18 protein-coding genes are annotated in these 19,118 nt (G+C 59.4%); 9 read left to right on the forward strand and 9 right to left on the reverse strand.

The features are described from left to right. Window positions 1-151: 151 nt before the first annotated feature. From glyA to BSF40_RS14865, 4 genes are all read left to right on the forward strand, one after another. The gene (gene glyA / locus BSF40_RS14845) at window positions 152-1,405 is read left to right on the forward strand and encodes a serine hydroxymethyltransferase (RefSeq protein ID WP_007970889.1); all 1,254 of its coding nucleotides are present in this window, start codon (window positions 152-154) and stop codon (window positions 1,403-1,405) included. A gap of 245 nt (window positions 1,406-1,650) precedes the next feature. Next, window positions 1,651-2,964 (forward strand): C4-dicarboxylate transporter DctA, encoded by a 1,314-nt coding sequence (locus BSF40_RS14855; protein WP_095965661.1) that lies wholly within the window; start codon window positions 1,651-1,653, stop codon window positions 2,962-2,964. A 48-nt stretch (window positions 2,965-3,012) separates the two neighbouring features. Next, window positions 3,013-3,717, forward strand: coding sequence for a FadR/GntR family transcriptional regulator (locus BSF40_RS14860; RefSeq protein ID WP_041475084.1), 705 nt, complete (start codon window positions 3,013-3,015; stop codon window positions 3,715-3,717). A 25-nt stretch (window positions 3,718-3,742) separates the two neighbouring features. After that, window positions 3,743-4,432, forward strand: a complete 690-nt coding sequence (locus BSF40_RS14865; protein ID WP_095965662.1) for a GntR family transcriptional regulator — start codon at window positions 3,743-3,745, stop codon at window positions 4,430-4,432. A 102-nt stretch (window positions 4,433-4,534) separates the two neighbouring features. Here BSF40_RS14865 and yjiA read toward each other — a convergent pair whose 3' ends face one another. From yjiA to BSF40_RS14880, 3 genes are all read right to left on the reverse strand, one after another. Beyond that, window positions 4,535-5,506, reverse strand: a complete 972-nt coding sequence (gene yjiA / locus BSF40_RS14870; protein ID WP_095965663.1) for a GTPase — start codon at window positions 5,504-5,506, stop codon at window positions 4,535-4,537. 139 nt (window positions 5,507-5,645) lie between these two features. Further along, the gene (locus tag BSF40_RS14875) at window positions 5,646-5,843 is read right to left on the reverse strand and encodes a YbdD/YjiX family protein (RefSeq protein ID WP_007895266.1); all 198 of its coding nucleotides are present in this window, start codon (window positions 5,841-5,843) and stop codon (window positions 5,646-5,648) included. Between the two features lie 15 nt (window positions 5,844-5,858). Then, window positions 5,859-7,925, reverse strand: coding sequence for a carbon starvation CstA family protein (locus BSF40_RS14880; RefSeq protein ID WP_095965664.1), 2,067 nt, complete (start codon window positions 7,923-7,925; stop codon window positions 5,859-5,861). A gap of 160 nt (window positions 7,926-8,085) precedes the next feature. Here BSF40_RS14880 and BSF40_RS14885 point away from each other — a divergent pair, with 160 nt between their 5' ends. After that, window positions 8,086-8,454 (forward strand): PilZ domain-containing protein, encoded by a 369-nt coding sequence (locus BSF40_RS14885; protein ID WP_095965665.1) that lies wholly within the window; start codon window positions 8,086-8,088, stop codon window positions 8,452-8,454. A 145-nt stretch (window positions 8,455-8,599) separates the two neighbouring features. Here the strand turns inward: BSF40_RS14885 and radA are convergent, their stop codons facing one another. Then, entirely contained in the window at window positions 8,600-9,967 is a 1,368-nt protein-coding gene (gene radA / locus BSF40_RS14890) for a DNA repair protein RadA (protein WP_095965666.1), read from the reverse strand. A gap of 604 nt (window positions 9,968-10,571) precedes the next feature. On the opposite strand from radA, the gene mscL reads away from it, so the two are divergent. Continuing rightward, complete coding sequence (mscL, locus tag BSF40_RS14895) at window positions 10,572-10,985, forward strand: large-conductance mechanosensitive channel protein MscL (protein WP_015096912.1); 414 nt, start codon at window positions 10,572-10,574, stop codon at window positions 10,983-10,985. Window positions 10,986-11,028: 43 nt separating this feature from the next. Here mscL and BSF40_RS14900 read toward each other — a convergent pair whose 3' ends face one another. After that, window positions 11,029-11,805 carry a ferredoxin--NADP reductase gene (locus tag BSF40_RS14900; protein ID WP_095965667.1) on the reverse strand — a complete coding sequence of 259 codons (777 nt, stop codon included), beginning with the start codon at window positions 11,803-11,805 and terminating at the stop codon, window positions 11,029-11,031. A gap of 308 nt (window positions 11,806-12,113) precedes the next feature. Here BSF40_RS14900 and BSF40_RS14905 point away from each other — a divergent pair, with 308 nt between their 5' ends. Together BSF40_RS14905 and BSF40_RS14910 are read left to right on the forward strand one after the other, a co-directional pair. Continuing rightward, window positions 12,114-12,827, forward strand: a complete 714-nt coding sequence (locus BSF40_RS14905) for a LuxR C-terminal-related transcriptional regulator (RefSeq protein WP_095965668.1) — start codon at window positions 12,114-12,116, stop codon at window positions 12,825-12,827. A 175-nt stretch (window positions 12,828-13,002) separates the two neighbouring features. Next, window positions 13,003-14,127: a class I SAM-dependent methyltransferase gene (locus tag BSF40_RS14910; protein WP_095965669.1), complete on the forward strand. Its 1,125-nt coding sequence runs from the start codon at window positions 13,003-13,005 to the stop codon at window positions 14,125-14,127. Between the two features lie 64 nt (window positions 14,128-14,191). Here BSF40_RS14910 and BSF40_RS14915 read toward each other — a convergent pair whose 3' ends face one another. From BSF40_RS14915 to BSF40_RS14925, 3 genes are all read right to left on the reverse strand, one after another. Further along, a complete protein-coding gene (locus tag BSF40_RS14915) occupies window positions 14,192-14,359 on the reverse strand; it encodes a DUF2474 domain-containing protein (RefSeq protein WP_095942044.1) in 168 nt (55 codons plus the stop codon). Between the two features lie 86 nt (window positions 14,360-14,445). Beyond that, the gene (gene cydB / locus BSF40_RS14920; RefSeq protein WP_095965670.1) at window positions 14,446-15,453 is read right to left on the reverse strand and encodes a cytochrome d ubiquinol oxidase subunit II; all 1,008 of its coding nucleotides are present in this window, start codon (window positions 15,451-15,453) and stop codon (window positions 14,446-14,448) included. A 3-nt stretch (window positions 15,454-15,456) separates the two neighbouring features. After that, window positions 15,457-16,893, reverse strand: coding sequence for a cytochrome ubiquinol oxidase subunit I (locus tag BSF40_RS14925; protein WP_095965671.1), 1,437 nt, complete (start codon window positions 16,891-16,893; stop codon window positions 15,457-15,459). Between the two features lie 409 nt (window positions 16,894-17,302). On the opposite strand from BSF40_RS14925, the gene BSF40_RS14930 reads away from it, so the two are divergent. Continuing rightward, on the forward strand, window positions 17,303-18,553 hold the full coding sequence (locus tag BSF40_RS14930; protein WP_095965672.1) for an MFS transporter: 1,251 nt from the start codon (window positions 17,303-17,305) through the stop codon (window positions 18,551-18,553). A 5-nt stretch (window positions 18,554-18,558) separates the two neighbouring features. Here BSF40_RS14930 and BSF40_RS14935 read toward each other — a convergent pair whose 3' ends face one another. Then, complete coding sequence (locus BSF40_RS14935) at window positions 18,559-19,110, reverse strand: DJ-1 family glyoxalase III (protein WP_007975779.1); 552 nt, start codon at window positions 19,108-19,110, stop codon at window positions 18,559-18,561. Between the last annotated feature and the right edge of the window lie 8 nt (window positions 19,111-19,118).

Raw genomic sequence — 19,118 nt, forward strand, 5'->3', positions numbered from 1 at the left:
GATCCGACTTGCTCGCGAAGAGGCCCGCCCAGGCACCGCATATCCGCTCATGAAGCCCACTTGTCTGCGACATGATGCCGTTTCATATGCCATCTAAAACCCATTGGGTTAGAATGCCCCCCTTTTCCGCCCCCGATCCCTGAGGACCGCCATGTTCAGCCGTGATTTGACTATTGCCAAGTACGACGCCGATCTCTTTGCCGCCATGGAGCAAGAAGCTCAGCGCCAGGAAGAGCACATTGAGCTGATCGCTTCGGAAAACTACACCAGCCCTGCCGTGATGGAAGCCCAAGGCTCGGTACTGACCAACAAGTACGCCGAAGGCTACCCGGGCAAGCGCTACTACGGTGGTTGCGAGTACGTCGACATCGTCGAGCAATTGGCTATCGATCGCGCCAAAGAGCTGTTCGGCGCCGACTACGCCAACGTTCAGCCGCACGCCGGCTCGCAAGCCAACAGCGCCGTTTACCTGGCCCTGCTGTCGGCCGGCGACACCATCCTGGGCATGAGCCTGGCCCACGGCGGTCACCTGACCCACGGTGCCAGCGTTTCGTCTTCGGGCAAGCTGTACAACGCCATCCAGTACGGCATCGACGCCAATGGCCTGATCGACTACGACGAAGTCGAGCGCCTGGCCGTTGAGCACAAGCCGAAAATGATCGTGGCCGGTTTCTCTGCCTACTCGCAGATCCTCGACTTCCCGCGCTTCCGTGCAATCGCCGACAAGGTAGGTGCCTACCTGTTCGTCGACATGGCCCACGTGGCCGGTCTGGTTGCCGCTGGCGTCTACCCGAACCCGGTTCCATTCGCTGACGTCGTGACCACCACCACCCACAAGACCCTGCGCGGTCCACGTGGCGGCCTGATCCTGGCTCGCGCCAACGCCGACATCGAGAAGAAACTGAACTCCGCGGTATTCCCGGGCGCCCAGGGCGGCCCGCTGGAGCACGTGATCGCCGCCAAGGCGATCTGCTTCAAGGAAGCGCTGCAGCCTGAGTTCAAGGCGTACCAGCAACAAGTGGTGAAAAACGCCCAGGCCATGGCCAGCGTATTCATCGAGCGCGGCTTCGACGTGGTTTCCGGCGGTACTCAGAACCACCTGTTCCTGTTGTCGCTGATCAAGCAGGAAATCTCCGGTAAAGACGCCGACGCCGCTCTGGGCAAAGCGTTCATCACCGTCAACAAGAATTCCGTGCCAAACGATCCACGCTCCCCGTTCGTCACCTCCGGCCTGCGCTTCGGCACTCCGGCTGTGACCACTCGTGGCTTCAAGGAAGCAGAGTGCAAGGAACTGGCCGGCTGGATCTGCGACATCCTGGCTGACCTGAACAACGAAGCGGTAATCGACGCCGTTCGTGAGAAGGTCAAGGCCATCTGCAAGAAGCTGCCGGTGTACGGCGCTTAATGCGACGTTAAATCCGCAACATGAAAAACCGGCCAAGTGATTGGCCGGTTTTTTTTCGCCCGCGATTTACCTGTAGGCCACTGGTCAGACCGGTCATGCCAATTTTATGTTTTCCACTTGTAATCGAGAAAAAATCCAGCGTAGACTGCGCCTGCACTGGACATACCGGTAAGACCACAATAATTAAGTCCTGAATCTGATGTGCCCCGCACACGGCAGCCAGGACACCGACCAGGATTCCTCCCATGCTCAGATGGTGCTCGCGTTCAATCTTCCTCCAAGTGGTTCTCGGACTGGTGCTCGGCATCGTCTGCGGGCTGACCCTTCCCGAATACTCCGCCCAACTCAAACCCCTCGGCGACGGTTTCATCAAGCTGATCAAGATGCTCATCGGCTTGATCGTGTTCTGCGTGGTGGTCAGCGGCATCAGCGGTGCCGGCGACCTGAAAAAGGTCGGGCGCATCGGCCTGAAATCGGTGATCTACTTCGAAGTGCTGACCACCATCGCCCTGGTGATCGGCCTGGTGCTCGCCTTCAGCACCGGCATCGGCAGCGGCGCGAACATTCACCTGGAGCAGCTTTCCGCAGCCGACATGGGCGATATTGCCCAGCGCAGTCAGCACATGCACACCACTGCGCAGTTCTTGATGAACCTGATTCCGACTTCGGTGATCGGTGCCTTTGCCGATAACAATATCCTGCAGGTCCTGCTGTTTTCAGTGTTGTTCGGCAGTGCACTGAATCTGGTGGGCGAGGCGGCATCGGGTATTTCGCGGCTGATCAATGAACTCAGCCATGTGATCTTCCGCATCATGGGCATGATCGTGCGGCTGGCACCGATCGGTGTATTCGGTGCGATCGCCTTCACCACCAGCAAATATGGCCTGGACTCGCTGCAGCACCTGGGCAGTCTGGTCGGCCTCTTCTACCTGACCTGCGCTGCCTTCGTGGCCCTGATTCTCGGCCTGGTGATGCGCCTTTCTGGCTTGAAGATGTGGCCGTTGCTCAAGTACCTGCGCGAAGAACTGCTGATCGTCATGGGTACCGCTTCTTCCGACGCGGTGCTGCCACAAATCATGCGCAAGCTTGAGCACCTGGGCATCGGCAGTTCGACTGTCGGCCTGGTGATTCCAACGGGTTACTCGTTCAACCTCGACGGTTTCTCGATCTACCTGACCCTGGCCATCGTGTTCATCGCCAACGCCACCGGCACGCCGCTGGCCATGACTGACCTGCTGACCATTCTGCTGGTGTCGCTGATCACATCCAAAGGCGCCCACGGTATTCCTGGCTCGGCGCTGGTGATTCTGGCGGCCACCCTGACAGCCGTTCCGGCAATTCCGGTGGTGGGTCTGGTATTGGTGCTGGCCGTGGACTGGTTCATGGGCATCGGCCGGGCGCTGACCAACCTGATTGGCAACTGTGTGGCGACCGTGGCCATCGCGCGGTGGGAAAAGGACATCGATGTGCAGCGGGCGAACAAGGTACTTTCCGGCCAGGCGGGTTATACCTTTCAGCCAAGAAAACCGGTTGCTCAGGCGGCAGCCAAAGAATTCTGAATGATCGCCGTGCCTGCCGACCGCAGGCACGGCTCGTGGAGCGAACAAGTGATTACCTCATCAACCGTCGTCAACTCAGTGGTAGAAAAACTTCGGGCCGCTTTGGCCCGAGGTCAGTGGCGCTCCGGCGAAATGTTGCCTGGGCAACGTGAACTGGCCGAACAACTGGGTATCAGCCGTCCGAGCCTGCGTGAAGCCGTCATCGTTCTGGAAACCCTCGGGCTGGTGCGCTCGATGCCGGGCAAAGGCGTGGTGGTGCTCGAAGCCAATCTCGCCGACAGCCAGGCCCATGACAACGCGGTGGCCGCAGCGAGCCTGGAAGACGTGCTGCAACTGCGCTACACCCTTGAGCCATTCATCGTCGGCCTCGTCGCGCAGTCCATCAGCAGCAAGGAAGTCGGGCAACTGCGCCTGACCTTGATGGACATGCGCGAAGCCCTGGAGGCCAATGACAGTGAAGCCGGCGTAAACGCCTACATTGCGTTCCACGAAGAGCTGTTCACGCTGACGTCGAACCCGATCTTCCAGAGTGTGGTGCAGCAAACCAGCAATGCCCTCAAGCAAAGCGCCGAAGTGTTGCGCAACTCCCCGGAGCATCTGGCCGAGCGACTTGAAGAAAACGAAGCCGTGGTGCGGGCAATCCGCAGCAAGAACAGCGCCCAGGCCAGCGCCGAGATGCGCCGGCACATTCTGCGCGAAGGTCAACGCATGGGCATCGAACTGAACATCCCGGAAGACAACCTCGGCAGTTGAAACCTCTTCTAACTGGAGATCGGCCATGAACCGCTTCGCCTCGCCACAAACACTCGCCACCCTGCCCGTCCGCCCTTCCGTGGATGATCTGTACTCACGGGTCCTCGAGGCCATTTTCGAGCAGCGCATCCATTCGGCCAGTCGCTTTACGGAAGAAAGCCTTGCGCAGATGTTCGGTGCAAGGCGCAGCGACATGCGGGAGGTGCTGAGGCGACTGTCCCATCAGCACATCATCCTCCTGCGCGCCAACCATCGTCCCCGCGTCACCGAGCCTGATGCCGAGCAGACCCGGCAGACACTGCACGCCCGTCGGCTGGCCGAGATCACGCTGTTGCGGCTGGCCGCTCAGCGAGCCTGCGCGCAAGACTTGAAGCGCCTGCGGACACTGGTCGAAAACGAGCGTCAATGCGCCGCGCGTGGCCGGGCGATTCGTTTGTCGGGAGAGTTTCATTTGCAGTTGGCACAAATGGCGGGAAATGCACCGCTAGCGCATTTTCTTGAAAGCCTTGTCCCACTGACTTCGTTGGCGATTGCGAAGTTTGCTCTGCAGCAGAAGGATTATTGCGCAGGACAAGTGCACCTTGAGATTCTCGATGCGCTGGAGCGAGGAGATGCAGCGACGGCGCAAGTCGCGCTCAACCGGCATCTGGATTATCTGGAAGACTTGTTGCTGAGTCCTGCATCGGCACTGGGTCAAAACTGTGCCGCCGGTTAGACCGCTTTCGCGAGCGGGCTCACCCCCACAGGCAACTGCACTTTAAATGTGGGAGCGAGCCTGCTCGCGATGGCGGCTCAAGGCTCGCTGCAATTTCTGACTTTACTGAGCCGCCACACGCGCAAAACCCTCGCGAATCTTTTCCTCCGGCAAGTCATCGGCAATGAACACGATCACGCTTTCACGCGATTCATCGTCAGCCCACTCCGTGTCCCAATCGAATCCGTACAACTTCAGGACACCCTGAAACACCATCCGCCGCGGCTCGCCGAGGATGTTCAACACGCCCTTATAGCGCAGCAACTGCTTGCCATGCTCCTCCAGCAGCTCGTTCATGAATTCGCTGAGCGCGTCGATATCCAGCGGCTTTTCAGTGCGCAGGACCAGACTGGAAATACGATCGATGGACGGTGCCTGGCTGACCGGTCGCAAACTCACACCGCCACCGAGGTCGGCGTTGAGATTGAAACCGCGTACGTCCAGCAATTCGGCCAGGTCGATCTTGCCGTGGTCGACCACGCGGATCGGGGCACGACGGTTGATGCGGGTCAGGCGGTCGCTCAACGTGGTGAAGGTCGGTTCGTCTACCAGATCGCGCTTGCTCACCAGCAAGCGGTCGGCGAAACCGATCTGCGCCTGGGCGATGGTCTGGGTCAGGTGCAAGTCGGCATGTGCCGCGTCGACCAGCGTAATGATGCCGTCGAGGATGTAGCGTTCGCGCAGTTCTTCATCGATGAAGAAGGTTTGCGCCACGGGTGCAGGATCGGCCAGGCCGGTGCATTCGATCACCAGTCGGTCGAAGGCAATGTCGCCCTGGTCCAGACGTTCGAGCAGCAGATAAAGCGCTTTGGTCAGGTCCGTATGGATGGTGCAGCAGACGCAGCCATTGGAGAGTGTCATCACTTGGACCGGTTCATCACCCAACAATTGGGTATCGATACCGGCGTCGCTGAATTCGTTCTCGATCACGGCGATTTTCAGGCCGTGCTCGGCCTTGAGCAGGTGGCGCAACAGGGTGGTCTTGCCGGCGCCGAGGAAGCCGCTGAGGATCGTGACCGGGATGGGAGAGGACAAACGGGTTCTCCTTGGAAATGGAAACGCAAAAACAACTGTAGGAGCGAGCTTGCTCGCGATGAACGCAAGGATAACGCGAGCATTCAGACAGCACGCGTTATCGTTGACGTCCATCGCGAGCAAGCTCGCTCCCACAAGATCAACAGCACTTCGGCCCGCCCTTGCCACCGTAACGGGCTTCCTGACGTTCGCGGAAGAACATCTCGTAGCTCATCACCGGTTTGTCCGGGTGCTTGGTCTGCATGTGCTCGACGTAGTTGTCGTAGTCGGGCATGCCGACCATCAGGCGCGCGGCCTGACCGAGGTATTTACCGAGGCGACTCAGGTCATTGAACATGATGCAAATCCTCGATCACGCTTCCGGCAGCGCCTGGAATGGCGCTTCTTTATCCGTACGCTCTTTGCTGCCCCAGGCGGAAATACCGACCTTGAGCGCATAGAACAGGATGCTGAACACCACGCACAGGAACAGCGCGGTCAGCGTGGCGTTGGTGTAGGCGTTGAAAATCACGTGCTGCATCTGCGTGATGTCCTTGGCCGGGGCGAGGATCTGGCCGTTAGCCAATGCATCGCTGTATTTTTTCGCCAGGGCGAGGAAGCCGATCGCCGGGTTGGCATCGAACAGCTTGATGAAGCCGGCGGTGGTGGTACAAATCAGCAACCACATGGCTGGCACCAGGGTCACCCAAATGTAGCGCTGGCGTTTCATCTTGATCAGCACCACGGTGCCGAGCATCAGCGCAATACCGGCCAGCATCTGGTTGGAGATACCGAACAGCGGCCACAAGGTGTTGATGCCGCCCAGCGGGTCGATCACGCCCTGGTACAGCAGATAACCCCACATGGCCACGCAACCGGCGGTGGCGATCAGGTTGGCGGTCCAGGATTCGGTGCGGCGCAGGGCCGGCACGAACGAACCGAGCAGATCCTGGAGCATGAAGCGCCCGGCACGGGTGCCGGCGTCGACTGCGGTCAGGATGAACAGCGCTTCGAACAGGATCGCGAAGTGGTACCAGAACGCCATGGTGTTCTCGCCCGGCAGAACACTGTGCAGGATCTGCGCGATCCCCACCGCCAGGGTCGGCGCACCACCGGCACGGGCCAGGATGGTGGTTTCACCAATGTCATGGGCCACCGCTTGCAGGGCTTCCGGCGTGATCGCAAAGCCCCAGTTGCTGACGGCTGTCGCAACGGCCACAACATCACCGCCGACCACGGCCGCCGGGCTGTTCATGGCGAAGTACACGCCAGGTTCGATCACCGAGGCGGCGACCATGGCCATGATCGCCACGAACGATTCCATCAGCATGCCGCCGTAACCGATGTAGCGGGCATTGGTTTCGTTATCCAGCAGCTTCGGTGTGGTACCGGAGGAGATCAGCGCGTGGAAACCCGAGACCGCGCCACAGGCAATGGTGATGAACAGGAACGGGAACAGACCGCCCTTCCAGACCGGGCCAGTGCCGTCGATGAACTGGGTCAGGGCCGGCATTTTCAGCTCGGGCATGGTCACCAGGATGCCGATGGCCAGGGCGACGATGGTGCCGATTTTCAGGAAGGTCGACAGGTAGTCACGGGGCGCCAGGATCAGCCACACCGGCAACACCGCCGCGACAAAACCGTAACCGATCAGCATCCAGGTGATTTGTACGCCAGTAAAGCTGAATGCCTTGGCCCACACCGGATCTGCGGCAATCTGCCCGCCAAGCCAGATGGAACCCAGCAGCAACAGCACGCCGATCACCGAGATCTCACCGATGCGGCCCGGGCGGATGTAGCGCATGTAGATGCCCATGAACATCGCGATCGGGATGGTCGCCATCACCGTGAAAATGCCCCAAGGGCTCTCGGCCAGGGCCTTGACCACGATCAGCGCCAGCACCGCGAGGATGATGATCATGATCAGGAAGCAACCGAACAGCGCGATGGTGCCAGGGATGCGGCCCATTTCTTCACGGACCATGTCGCCCAGGGAGCGGCCGTTGCGGCGGGTGGACATGAACAGGACCATGAAGTCCTGCACGGCACCGGCCAGCACTACGCCGGCAATCAGCCACAGCGTGCCGGGCAGGTAGCCCATCTGCGCCGCCAGTACCGGGCCGACCAGCGGACCGGCACCGGCAATGGCCGCGAAGTGGTGACCGAACAGCACGTGTTTGTTGGTCGGAACATAGTCCAGACCGTCGTTATTGAGCACAGCCGGCGTGGCCCGTCGCGCATCGAGCTGCATGACATTGTTGGCGATGAACAGACTGTAGTAACGGTAGGCGACCAGATAGATGGCCACGGCAGCGACCACAATCCACAAGGCATTGATTGCCTCCCCTCGGCGTAATGCCACGACACCCAGGGCGCACGCACCTACGATTGCCAGCACCAGCCAGGGCAGATGGCGTAGCGGGCTATTATTATTTTTCATTTTATTATTCCAGCCAGAGTGGACAAGAAAGACAGCCACACCGAGTTTAGCGCTCCTGACGGCAAAGGCCATCCCCCGAGATAGGTCTGGACACCCGCCAGCGCTGGCAGCCTTGAAGAATGCAGGTCTATAGTCAGCGTACATCTACGAGGATCGTGCCATGAGCGAGCACCCTGCCGACCGTCGCCGCTTCAAACGTATTGCATTCGATGCCCGAACCGAGCTGAGTCAGGGTGAGTTCACCTGGCCGGTGAAGTTGGTTGATCTGTCGTTCAAAGGGGTGCTGATTGAGCGACCCGATTCGTGGCAGGGCAATCCGCAGCAGGACTTTCTGGTCAACATTCATCTGAGCGAAGGCGTCGACATCACCATGGATGCGCAACTGGCCCACGATGACCATGATCAACTGGGCTTTGCCTGCCTGCACATCAGTCTGGAGTCCATCGAACGGCTGCGGCGGCTGATCGAGCTCAACCTGGCTGATCCAGAAGAGTTGGAGCGCGAACTGGGTGCCTTGATCGAAGTTTGACAGCCTGTCATCTATTCAATGTGGGAGCGGGCTTGCTCGCGAAGAGGCCATTACATTCAGCATCTCTGTTGACTGACACACCGCGTTCGCGAGCAAGTCGGATCGCTGCACCGCCGCTCCCACAGGGTTGTGTATTAACCCGAAACTATTCGAACAATGCATCGAGCGCCTGCTCCAGACGGGTCACGGCAATAATCTGCAACCCCGGTGGCGCCTCCTTCGGTGCATTGCCCTTGGGCACGATGGCCCGCTTGAAGCCGTGCTTGGCAGCTTCCTTCAAACGCTCCTGACCGCTCGGCACCGGTCGCACCTCACCGGACAGCCCCACTTCGCCGAACACCAGCAGATCGTGAGGCAACGGCCGGTTGCGTAAACTGGACATCACCGCTGCCATCAACGCCAGGTCGGACGCCGTTTCGAGCACCTTGACCCCGCCGACCACGTTGAGAAACACGTCTTGGTCGTGGGTCGGAATGCCACCATGACGGTGCAGCACCGCCAGCAGCATCGCCAGCCGGTTTTGATCCAGCCCCAGCGTGACCCGCCGCGGGTTGGCCAAATGACTGTCGTCCACCAGCGCCTGTACCTCCACCAACATCGGCCGCGTGCCTTCCCACGTCGCCATTACCACACTACCCGGGACCTCTTCCTGGGCCCGGGTCAGAAAAATCGCCGAAGGGTTGGAGACTTCTTTCAAGCCCTTGTCGGTCATGCCGAACACGCCCAGTTCATTGACTGCACCGAAACGGTTCTTCACCGCCCGCAGCAGACGCAGACGCCCGTCGGACTCGCCTTCGAAATACAGCACAGTGTCGACCATGTGCTCCAGAACCCGAGGGCCCGCCAGCGCGCCTTCCTTGGTGACGTGCCCCACCAGGAAAATCGCCGTACCGCTCTGCTTGGCATAACGCACCAGCAACGCCGCGCTCTCACGCACCTGAGATACACCACCCGGTGCCGATTGCAGTTGCTCGGTAAAGATCGTCTGGATCGAGTCGATCACCATCACCCGGGGCTTTTCCTGGCGAGCCGTGGCAATGATGGCTTCGATGCAGGTTTCGGTCATGACCCGCAGTTGATCCTGAGGCAAACCCAGGCGTCGCGCGCGCATGGCCACTTGCTGCTGGGATTCTTCACCGGTGACGTACAGCGCCGGCATGCTCTTGGCGAGGTTGCACAAGGTTTGCAACAGAATGGTCGACTTGCCGATGCCCGGATCGCCACCGATCAGCACCACCGAGCCATCCACAAGGCCACCACCCAGAACCCGGTCGAGTTCGCTGGAAGCGGTGGAGAAACGAGGAACTTCTTCGACACTGACCTCAGCCAGCGTCTTGATCTGCGCCTGCTGCCCGGCCCAGCCGGTACGACCGCTGGGGGCGCCTGCCCCGCCGCTTTCCACCATGGTTTCGGTGAGCGTGTTCCAGGCCCCGCATTCACCACACTGGCCAGCCCATTTGGGGAAGGTTGAGCCGCACTCGGTGCAGCCGTACATGCGCTTGGCCTTGGCCATCGGAACTCCCGGAAAAAAACGCGATGATAGCTCAGCTGAGGCACGCGAGTGCGGCCAGATATTTTGTAATCCCTTGAATGATGTCAAATAGCCTTATTACAGTCGTGTTTTTTTGAAACACGAGCGCTATACAAAAACCTTGTATAAGTTTTCACACAACACACTCAACAGACTCTTGATACGAGCCTCACTACCGCCTTAAAAACTTATACAAGCTTTATTCACTTTCATACCTGATGCATAACTTAAAAAACACTCAAACAAAACCGAGCCCAAACTAACAAAACAGTTAACAGCACTGCAGTTGCAGTAAATTTCAATGCCGGTTTTTTGTTTAACAACTACCCGAACAATTTCAACATCCCAACTCAAGGATGGTCCTTCAACCTGGTTCGCTCACACAGCGAAGTCATATCGCTGAAAAAAATCCAAAAGCGAACCGCCGCAGAAGGGCTGGCCGGCCCACAGACGAGATCAATCGACGAGTTCTCCATGACCACCCGGATCGATTGCTGGCAAGCACGGCAGGCCTTTGATTCGAGCAGAATGCGATTGGCTGATTTACACTGCGTTCATCAACCTCATCTGTAACAAGGAATAACCTATGGGCGTGCTAAACGAGTTCAAGGCCTTCGCGGTCAAAGGCAACGTGGTCGACATGGCCGTCGGCATCATCATCGGCGCGGCCTTCGGCAAGATCGTTACATCGTTTGTCGGTGACCTGGTCATGCCGCCAATCGGGATGCTGATCGGTGGCGTGGACTTCAGTGATCTGGCCATAACGCTCAAGGCAGCAGAGGGTACGACTCCGGCGGTGGTGCTGGCCTATGGCAAATTCATCCAGACCATCATCGACTTCATCATCGTCGCCCTCGCGATCTTCGTGGGCGTCAAGGCCATCAACCGCCTGAAGCGCGAAGAGGCCGTGGCCCCTAGCCTGCCGCCGGTTCCAACCAAGGAAGAAGAGTTGCTGGGCGAGATCCGCGACTTGCTCAAGGTCCAGAACAACCGACCTTGAACGCACCCGCATAAAAACGGCGCCTTTTCGAGGCGCCGTTTTTTTACCAGAAGTTTTCCACCGCCACCTGACCGGGTCGCCGGCTGAGGCTCAAGTGCATGTCCCGCTGTTTAAGCAGCTTGCGCGTGTCATCGATCATCTGCGGATTGCCGCACAACATGACCCGTGAGTGTTCAGGCGTCAGCGCAACACCCGCGGTGCGCTCCAGTTCGCCGCTTTCAATCAGCGTGGTGATCCGCCCGTTCAATGAGCCCGGATGCTGTTCACGAGTGACCGTGGTGATCAATTGCAGTTTGTGTGCGTACTCGGCCAGATAGTCACGTTGCGTCAGCCCCGCGATCAGTTCCTGATAAGCCAGTTCCCGGGCTTCACGAACGCTGTAGACCAGGATAATCCGCTCGAATCTCTCCCAGACTTCGAAGTCCTGCAGTATCGACAGGAACGGCGCCACGCCGGTCCCGGTGGATAACAGCCATAGATCGCGCCCATCGACAAAACGGTCCGGCGTCAGGTAGCCAAAGGCCTGGCGGTCGACCAGCAATTTGTCGCCAACGACCAGCCGGCTGAGCTCGCTGGTGAACTCACCGCCCGGTACGACAATGGAAAAGAACTCGAGGAACTCGTCAAAGGGTGAGGACACCATGGAGTAGGCGCGCCATACCGTGCTGCCATCCGCCCTGGTGACACCCAACCGGGCAAACTGCCCCGCCCGAAAACGAAACCCCGCATCCCGCGTGGCACGCAGGGTAAACAGGTTCGGGGTCAACGGATGAACCTCGAGCAAGGTCTGACGGGTAAATTTTTCTTCGCTGACGGACATGGAAGGCTCCAATCGAAACATGCCTCAGTGTCCCGCAAAGACGGCAGCATAAACACAGACATTTTGTAGTGTTATTGAGCGTGCAACTTATTGATTATTCGAATCGAGAAACACCAGCCAACTTAAAATGACATACGGCATTTAATATTTCACACACGACTTAAGAACTTGGAACACACTTTTCAGCCGTCAAAAGAGCAAAATCGTCGAACCACACTTGTCGGACATGTCCTACAATCCGTCACGTGTCGTGATCTCGGATCCAAAGTCAGCACCTTCCGAAAACATACTGTTGGAGAACCCCGTATATGGAAATCTGGAAGGAGTCACAGCTTCAACTGCTTTCTCAAACACAGGACATTAATACGGCCTATCGAATATCACTGAATTTCGTCAGGAACCTTGGATATAAATTTTGTGCCTTTTCAACCATTTCAGCCAACAGTTGCTCTGATTGCTGCCCCGTCAACCTGAACAACTATCCACACGACTGGAACACACAGTATGAACAAAGCAATGCCAGCAAGATTGACCCAGTAGCAGCCTATTGCAATCACTCCATGCTACCCGTGCTCTGGAGCAAAGAGCTCTTCTGCGCAACCCCGTGGTTATGGCAACTGCTGCAACAGCAAGGCTTGGCGCATGGCTGGTCGCAAGCAATCCACGATGAAGAAACCGGCCTGCGCAGCATTCTCAGCCTGGCCCGAAGCCATTGCCCGATTTCAGCCTATGAGCTGTACGAGAATCTTGGATTCTCGGTGTTCATCAGTCGCCACCTGCACGCCCTGGCGATCAGGATGCAACCGAAAAAACCGGTTCGCACTCAAGCGCCCCCCTTGTCACGGCGGGAAATCGAAGTATTGAAACTGTCGGCCGATGGCAAGACGGCCTATGAAATTGCCAGGATCCTCAATTTGAGTGAACGCACGGTCAACTTTCATGTGCACAGGGCTATCGAAAAGCTCGGCGTCAACAACAAGATGGCGGCAGTCATGGCCGCGGTCCGGGCCAAAGTCATCTGAAAACGCCCGACCGCGGGAAAACCTGCGGGTAATCCAGACAAAAAAAACGTACCATTTGCGGTCCCTCCTGAGTGATGGCGTGTAAACCTTCACGACGCAGTACACTCGGACGGCTCCGCCCGCACCAACGCCTGAGGGCAGCGGGACATCCGTTGATTACCCAGAGCCCCGCCCCATGCCTTTGCTCGAAACACCTTTCGCCAGCCTCGACCTGATCCGCCAGCCTGAACAGCAGAACGAACCGTTGCAAGCTTTCGATGCGGCTGATGAATACCTGCTCAACCATCTGGCCGAACAGCAACCGACGGCCGATACCCGGGTATTGGTGCTCAACGACAGTTTCGGCGCCCTGGCGGCCAGCCTGACGGGCAAGGTGCGGGTAGTCAGTAGCGGTGATTCATTCCTGGCCTTGCAGGGTCTTGAAAAGAACCTGGTGCGCAACGGCCTGGCGTTTGATGCGGTACCGAGCGTCCCCGCCAGCGAGCCCCCCGTCGGGCCCTTCGACTGCGTGCTGATCCGCGTACCGAAAACCCTGGCACTGCTGGAAGAGCAGCTGATCCGCCTGCAAGGCCAACTGGCACCCGGCGCCCAAGTGGTCGCCGCGGCCATGATCAAGCACCTGCCTCGGGCAGCGGGCGATTTGCTGGAGCGTTACATCGGCCCCGTACAAGCCTCGCTGGCGGTGAAGAAGGCGCGGTTGTTGATTGCCACGGCGCAAGACACCCCCCCGGTTGTGTCGCCTTATCCGACACGGTACAGACTCGACGAACCGGCTATCGAACTGCTCAACCACGCCAATGTGTTTTGCCGCGAAGGCCTGGACATCGGCACCCGAGCGTTTTTGCCACACCTGCCGAAAAACCTTGGCTCGGCGCGGGTTGCCGATCTCGGCTGCGGCAACGGCGTCCTGGCCATCGCCAGCGCCCTGCAAAACCCCGAAGCCCACTACACGCTGGTGGACGAATCGTTCATGGCCGTGCAATCGGCTACCGAAAACTGGCGCGCAGCGTTGGGTGAGCGGGAAGTGATCGTACGTGCCGGCGATGGACTGGCCGGCCAGGAAGCGCAATCGCTTGATGTGGTGCTGTGCAATCCGCCGTTTCACCAGCAACAGGTCGTGGGCGACTTCCTGGCGTGGCGGATGTTCCAGCAAGCGCGCGAAGCGCTGGTTGTGGGCGGCGCGCTGTACATCGTCGGCAATCGTCACCTGGGTTACCACAGCAAGCTGGCGCGATTGTTCCGTGGCGTCGAGCAAGTGGCGGCCAATCCGAAATTCGTGATCCTCAAGGCGCGCAAGTAACAGGCAAAAAAAACCCTCCGGTCGGAGGGTTGTAAATCCGCGCCTTGAGGCTGCGGGAGAGATGTCAGTGCGTCGTCAGGCCGGCCGCGTTCATGAACAGACGCATCAGGCTGGCGACGATGAACAAGGCGCCCACGCTGCCGACCCAGATCAGGGCCAACCAGCCGAGCCGCTGCCACAGCGGTTTTTTTTCGGCTTCTTCAATGTCGTGCAGGGTGTGTTTGCCGGACATGACTCAATTCTCCAGTAGAGAGGGTTGGCGCCTTTGAAGACGCCATCGCGAGCAAGCTCGCTCCCACAGGTTCGTTGTGCAGCACACTAGTGATACCCGTCTTCATGGGTGACCTTGCCGCGGAACACGTAGTAGCTCCAGAAGGTGTAGCCCAGGATGAACGGGATGATGAACAGCGTGCCCACCAGCATGAAACCCTGACTTTGCGGCGGCGCGGCGGCGTCCCAGATCGAGATCGACGGCGGGATGATGTTCGGCCACAGGCTGATGCCCAACCCGCTGTAACCGAGGAAGATCAGCACCAGGGTCAACAGGAACGGCGTGTAGTGCGCGTTGCGGGCCACGGCGCGGATCAGGCCGTACATCGTCACCAGCACCAGAATCGGCACCGGCATGAACCAGAACAGATTCGGCATGGTGAACCAGCGTGCGGCAATTTCCGGGTGGGCCAACGGGGTCCAGATGCTGACGATGCCGATCACCGCCAGCAGGACGAAGGCCAATGGCCGTGCCAGGTCATGCATCTGCTCCTGCAATTTGCCTTCGGTCTTCATGATCAGCCAGGTGCAACCGAGTAACGCATAGGCCACCACCAGCGCCGCGCCACAGAACATCGTGAACGGTGTCAGCCAGTCCAGTGAACCACCGGCGAACTGCCGGTTGACCACCGGCAGCCCATCGATGAACGCACCGAGCGCAACGCCCTGGAAAAACGTCGCGGTGATCGAGCCACCGATGAACGCCTTGTCCCACAGGTGGCGCTTGTCGTCCCTGGCCTTGAAGCGGAACTCGAAGGCTACGCCGCGGAAGATCAGCCCGATCAACATCAGGATCAGCGGCAGGTACAACGCCGAGAGCACCACCGAATAGGCCAGCGGAAACGCGCCGAACAACGCCGCGCCGCCCAACACCAGCCAGGTCTCGTTGCCGTCCCAGACCGGGGCGACGGTGTTCATCATCACATCGCGATCGGTCTTGCCCGGAATGAACGGGAAGAGAATGCCGATGCCCAGGTCGAAGCCGTCCATGACCACGTACATCATGATGCCGAAGATGATGATCACGGCCCAGATCAGCGGAAGATCAATACCCATGATTCAAATCTCCTTGGTCAGGCTGTGGCCGGCATCGGCGTGATCGTCGTCGGCGGCGGACAGCGGACGGGCCGGTGTGCGTTTCTGGCCGGGGCCTCCGTCGTTGGTTTCCTTGCCTTCGTCGATCTTCGGCCCCTTGCGCACCAGGCGCATCATGTAGCCAAGACCGGCGCCAAACAGGGCGAAATACACCACGACGAACAGGATCAGGGTGATGCTCATCTGCATGACGCTATGGTTGGACGACGCATCCGCCGTGCGCATCAGGCCGTAGACCACCCACGGCTGACGGCCGATTTCGGTGGTGAACCAGCCGGCGAGGATCGCGATCAGGCCTGACGGCCCCATCCACAATGCCAGGTACAGGAACGGCCGCGAGGTGTAGAGGGTGTCGCGCTTGCGCAGCCACAGGCTCCACAAACCGGTGAAGATCATCAACATGCCCAGGCCCACCATGATCCGGAACGACCAGAACACAATGGTCGAATTTGGCCGGTCTTCAGGCGGGAACTCCTTGAGCGCCGGGACTTGCTTGTCCAGCGAGTGAGTCAGGATCAGGCTGCCCAGGTACGGGATCTCGACGGCGAACCTGGTTTTTTCCTCCTTCATGTCCGGCCAGCCGAACAGGATCAGCGGAGTCGCTTCGTTACCCTTGTTTTCCCAGTGGCCCTCGATCGCGGCGATTTTCGCCGGCTGATGCTCAAGTGTATTGAGGCCGTGGAAGTCGCCGATAACCGCCTGGATCGGCGCAACGATCAATGCCATCCACATGGCCATCGAGAGCATTTTGCGGATCGCCGGGTTGTCCTTGCCGCGCAGCAAATGCCAGGCCGCGGAGGCCCCCACGAAGAAGGCCGTGGCCACGAACGCCGCCGTGGCCATGTGCATCAGGCGATACGGGAACGACGGGTTGAAGATCACTGCCAACCAGTCGGTGGGGATGACCTGTCCGTTGACGATCTCGAAGCCCTGCGGGGTCTGCATCCAGCTGTTGGAGGCGAGAATCCAGAAGGTCGAGATCAACGTACCGATGGCCACCATCACGGTGGCGAAGAAGTGCAGGCCACGCCCGACCTTGTTCCAGCCAAACAGCATGACCCCCAGGAACCCCGCCTCGAGGAAGAACGCCGTGAGCACTTCATAGGTCAGCAACGGCCCGGTAACCGATCCGGCGAAGTCCGAAAAGCGGCTCCAGTTGGTACCGAACTGATAGGCCATGACCAGGCCGGAAACCACACCCATGCCGAAGTTGACGGCAAAGATCTTCGACCAGAAATGGTAGAGGTCACGGTAGGTGTCGTTATGGGTTTTCAACCACAGGCCTTCGAGTACCGCCAGGTAACTCGCCAGGCCGATGGTGATGGCCGGAAACAGGATGTGGAACGAAATGGTGAACGCGAACTGAATTCGGGCGAGATCAAGTGCCTCTAAACCGAACATAAGTCTTCCTCTGTCAGGTAGTACGGCTGCTGGCTGGAAGCCTGCACCCACGGCCCCCACGGATATGGAGTGTGGCGAATCTCTGTTTGTTCTTTTTTTTGCACGCATCACAACGCAGGGAGTCTGGCCTTGCGGCCGCCGGATCAATTCCATTTGTGGGTTTTGATCTGGATCAATCAACGTTGAAAGAGTAGTCCCAATTTCGGGGATGAACCGCGTGGTCTATTGCCGCGTGACAAGTTGCCTCATGGCCTTGGTCACGAGCTGAAATACATTTCCTGTCGAATCGTCGCACCGCCGCTCCCACAGGAAAATCGATGTCTGGCTAACTAAATTTTTTGTCATGGCAACTTCTTGTTACAGGTTGGTGATAATCTCGCTGTTCCCCTCTCCCCAGATTTCCCCGCAGATGCCCAGCCAAGAGCCCTTGCTGTTACGTCACCATCGCCCTTTTCTCGCGTTCTGGCTGGCCCGGATCTTTACCGCCAGCGGCTTCCAGATGCTCACCGTGGCCATCGGCTGGAACTTGTATCAATTGACCGGCAACGTGCTCGACCTGGGTCTGGTCGGCCTGGTCGAGTTCGCCCCGCGCGTGCTGTTCATGCTGCACACAGGGCACGTTGCCGACCGCTATGACCGGCGCAAGGTCGCGGCGATCTGCCAGTCCCTGCAGGCATTGATCGCCCTGTCGCTGGCCATCGGCAGCGCCACCGACCATGTCACCCGGGAAATGATCTTTATCCTGGCCTTCCTGCTCGGAGCCGCGCGCTCCTTTGAAATGCCGACCACCCAGGCCTTGCTGCCAAGCATCGTACCCAGCGCGCTGTTTCCCCGGGCAGTGGCCGCCGCACAATCGGCCCAGCAATCAGCCACCATCGTCGCCCCGGCCCTCGGCGGTTTGCTCTACGCCTTCGGCAGTGTCTGGGTGTATGGCCCGACGGTGCTGCTGTATGTCATCGCCTGTTCGCTGATGCTCAACCTGCCAGCCCGGCAGACGCCGCTGAACAAGGGCAAGGCCACACTGGATTCACTGCTCGCGGGCATCCGCTTTATCCGCAGTCGTCCGGATATTCTCGGGGCGATCTCCCTCGATCTGTTCGCGGTGCTATTGGGGGGTGCCACGGCACTGCTGCCGGTGTTCGCCAAGGACATTCTGCTGACCGGCCCGTGGGGGCTGGGCCTGTTGCGCTCGGCACCGGCAGTGGGTGCGCTGCTGATGTCGCTGTTCCTGGCGCGGTTTGCCGTGGAGCGCAACGTCGGGCGGGTGATGTTCACCGCCGTGGGCATCTTCGGCGTGGCAACCATCGCGTTCGGCCTGTCGACCTCGTTCTGGTTTTCCCTGGCGGTGTTGGTGGTGTTGGGCGCGGCAGACATGATCAGCATGGTGATCCGTGCCTCGTTCGTTCAACTGGAAACCCCGGACGAAATGCGCGGCCGGGTCAGCGCCGTGAACGGTCTGTTCATTGGTGCCTCGAACCAGTTGGGCGAATTCGAATCGGGCCTGACTGCCCACTGGTTCGGCACCGTGCCAGCCGTGGTCATGGGCGGGATCGGCACACTGGTGGTGACCGGGGTGTGGGTCAAACTATTCCCGACCCTGGCCAGCCGCGATCGGATGCACGTGGCTAAAGATGAAGAGAAGCAAGCGGCGAAAGTCTAAGCGGGCTACACCAACAACTCCCCCGCCACCGCCGCACGCGTGGCTTTTCCACAGAGTTGTTCCACCAGGGCCAGGGCAAATGCCAATGCGCCAGCCGAGCCCTGGGCGGTGATGCAGTTGCCATCGACCACCACCGGTTGATCGACGAAGTTACAGCCCAACAGTTGATGGCTGGCCGATGGCAGACAGGTCATGCGCCGTTGACGCAAAACGCCAAAGGCTTGCAGCGCCACGGCGGGCGCTTCGGCGATGCCGGCGAACAGGCGACCGGCTGCCGCCTGATCCTTGATCAATTGTTGCAGGGGTTGGTGGGCTGCCAAGTGCTGTGCCCCCACAGCGCCACCCGGCAAGGCAATCAGGTCGAAAGGCTGCGCCAGCAAGTCCACCAGCATGGCATCGGACGTCAGCCGAGTGCCGCGGGCGCAAGTGAGCATGCGCCGCCCTTCGATACTGGCCACCACCACTTCTATTTTGGCGCGGCGCAGTACGTCGATCAGGGTCACGGTCTGCAGGTCATCGGTGCCCTCGGCGAGGGCAATCAAGGCTCTAAAGGTCATCGGGTACT

This window comes from Pseudomonas sp. ACN5 (assembly GCF_002303975.1).
Taxonomy (GTDB): Bacteria; Pseudomonadota; Gammaproteobacteria; order Pseudomonadales; family Pseudomonadaceae; genus Aquipseudomonas; species Aquipseudomonas laurylsulfatiphila.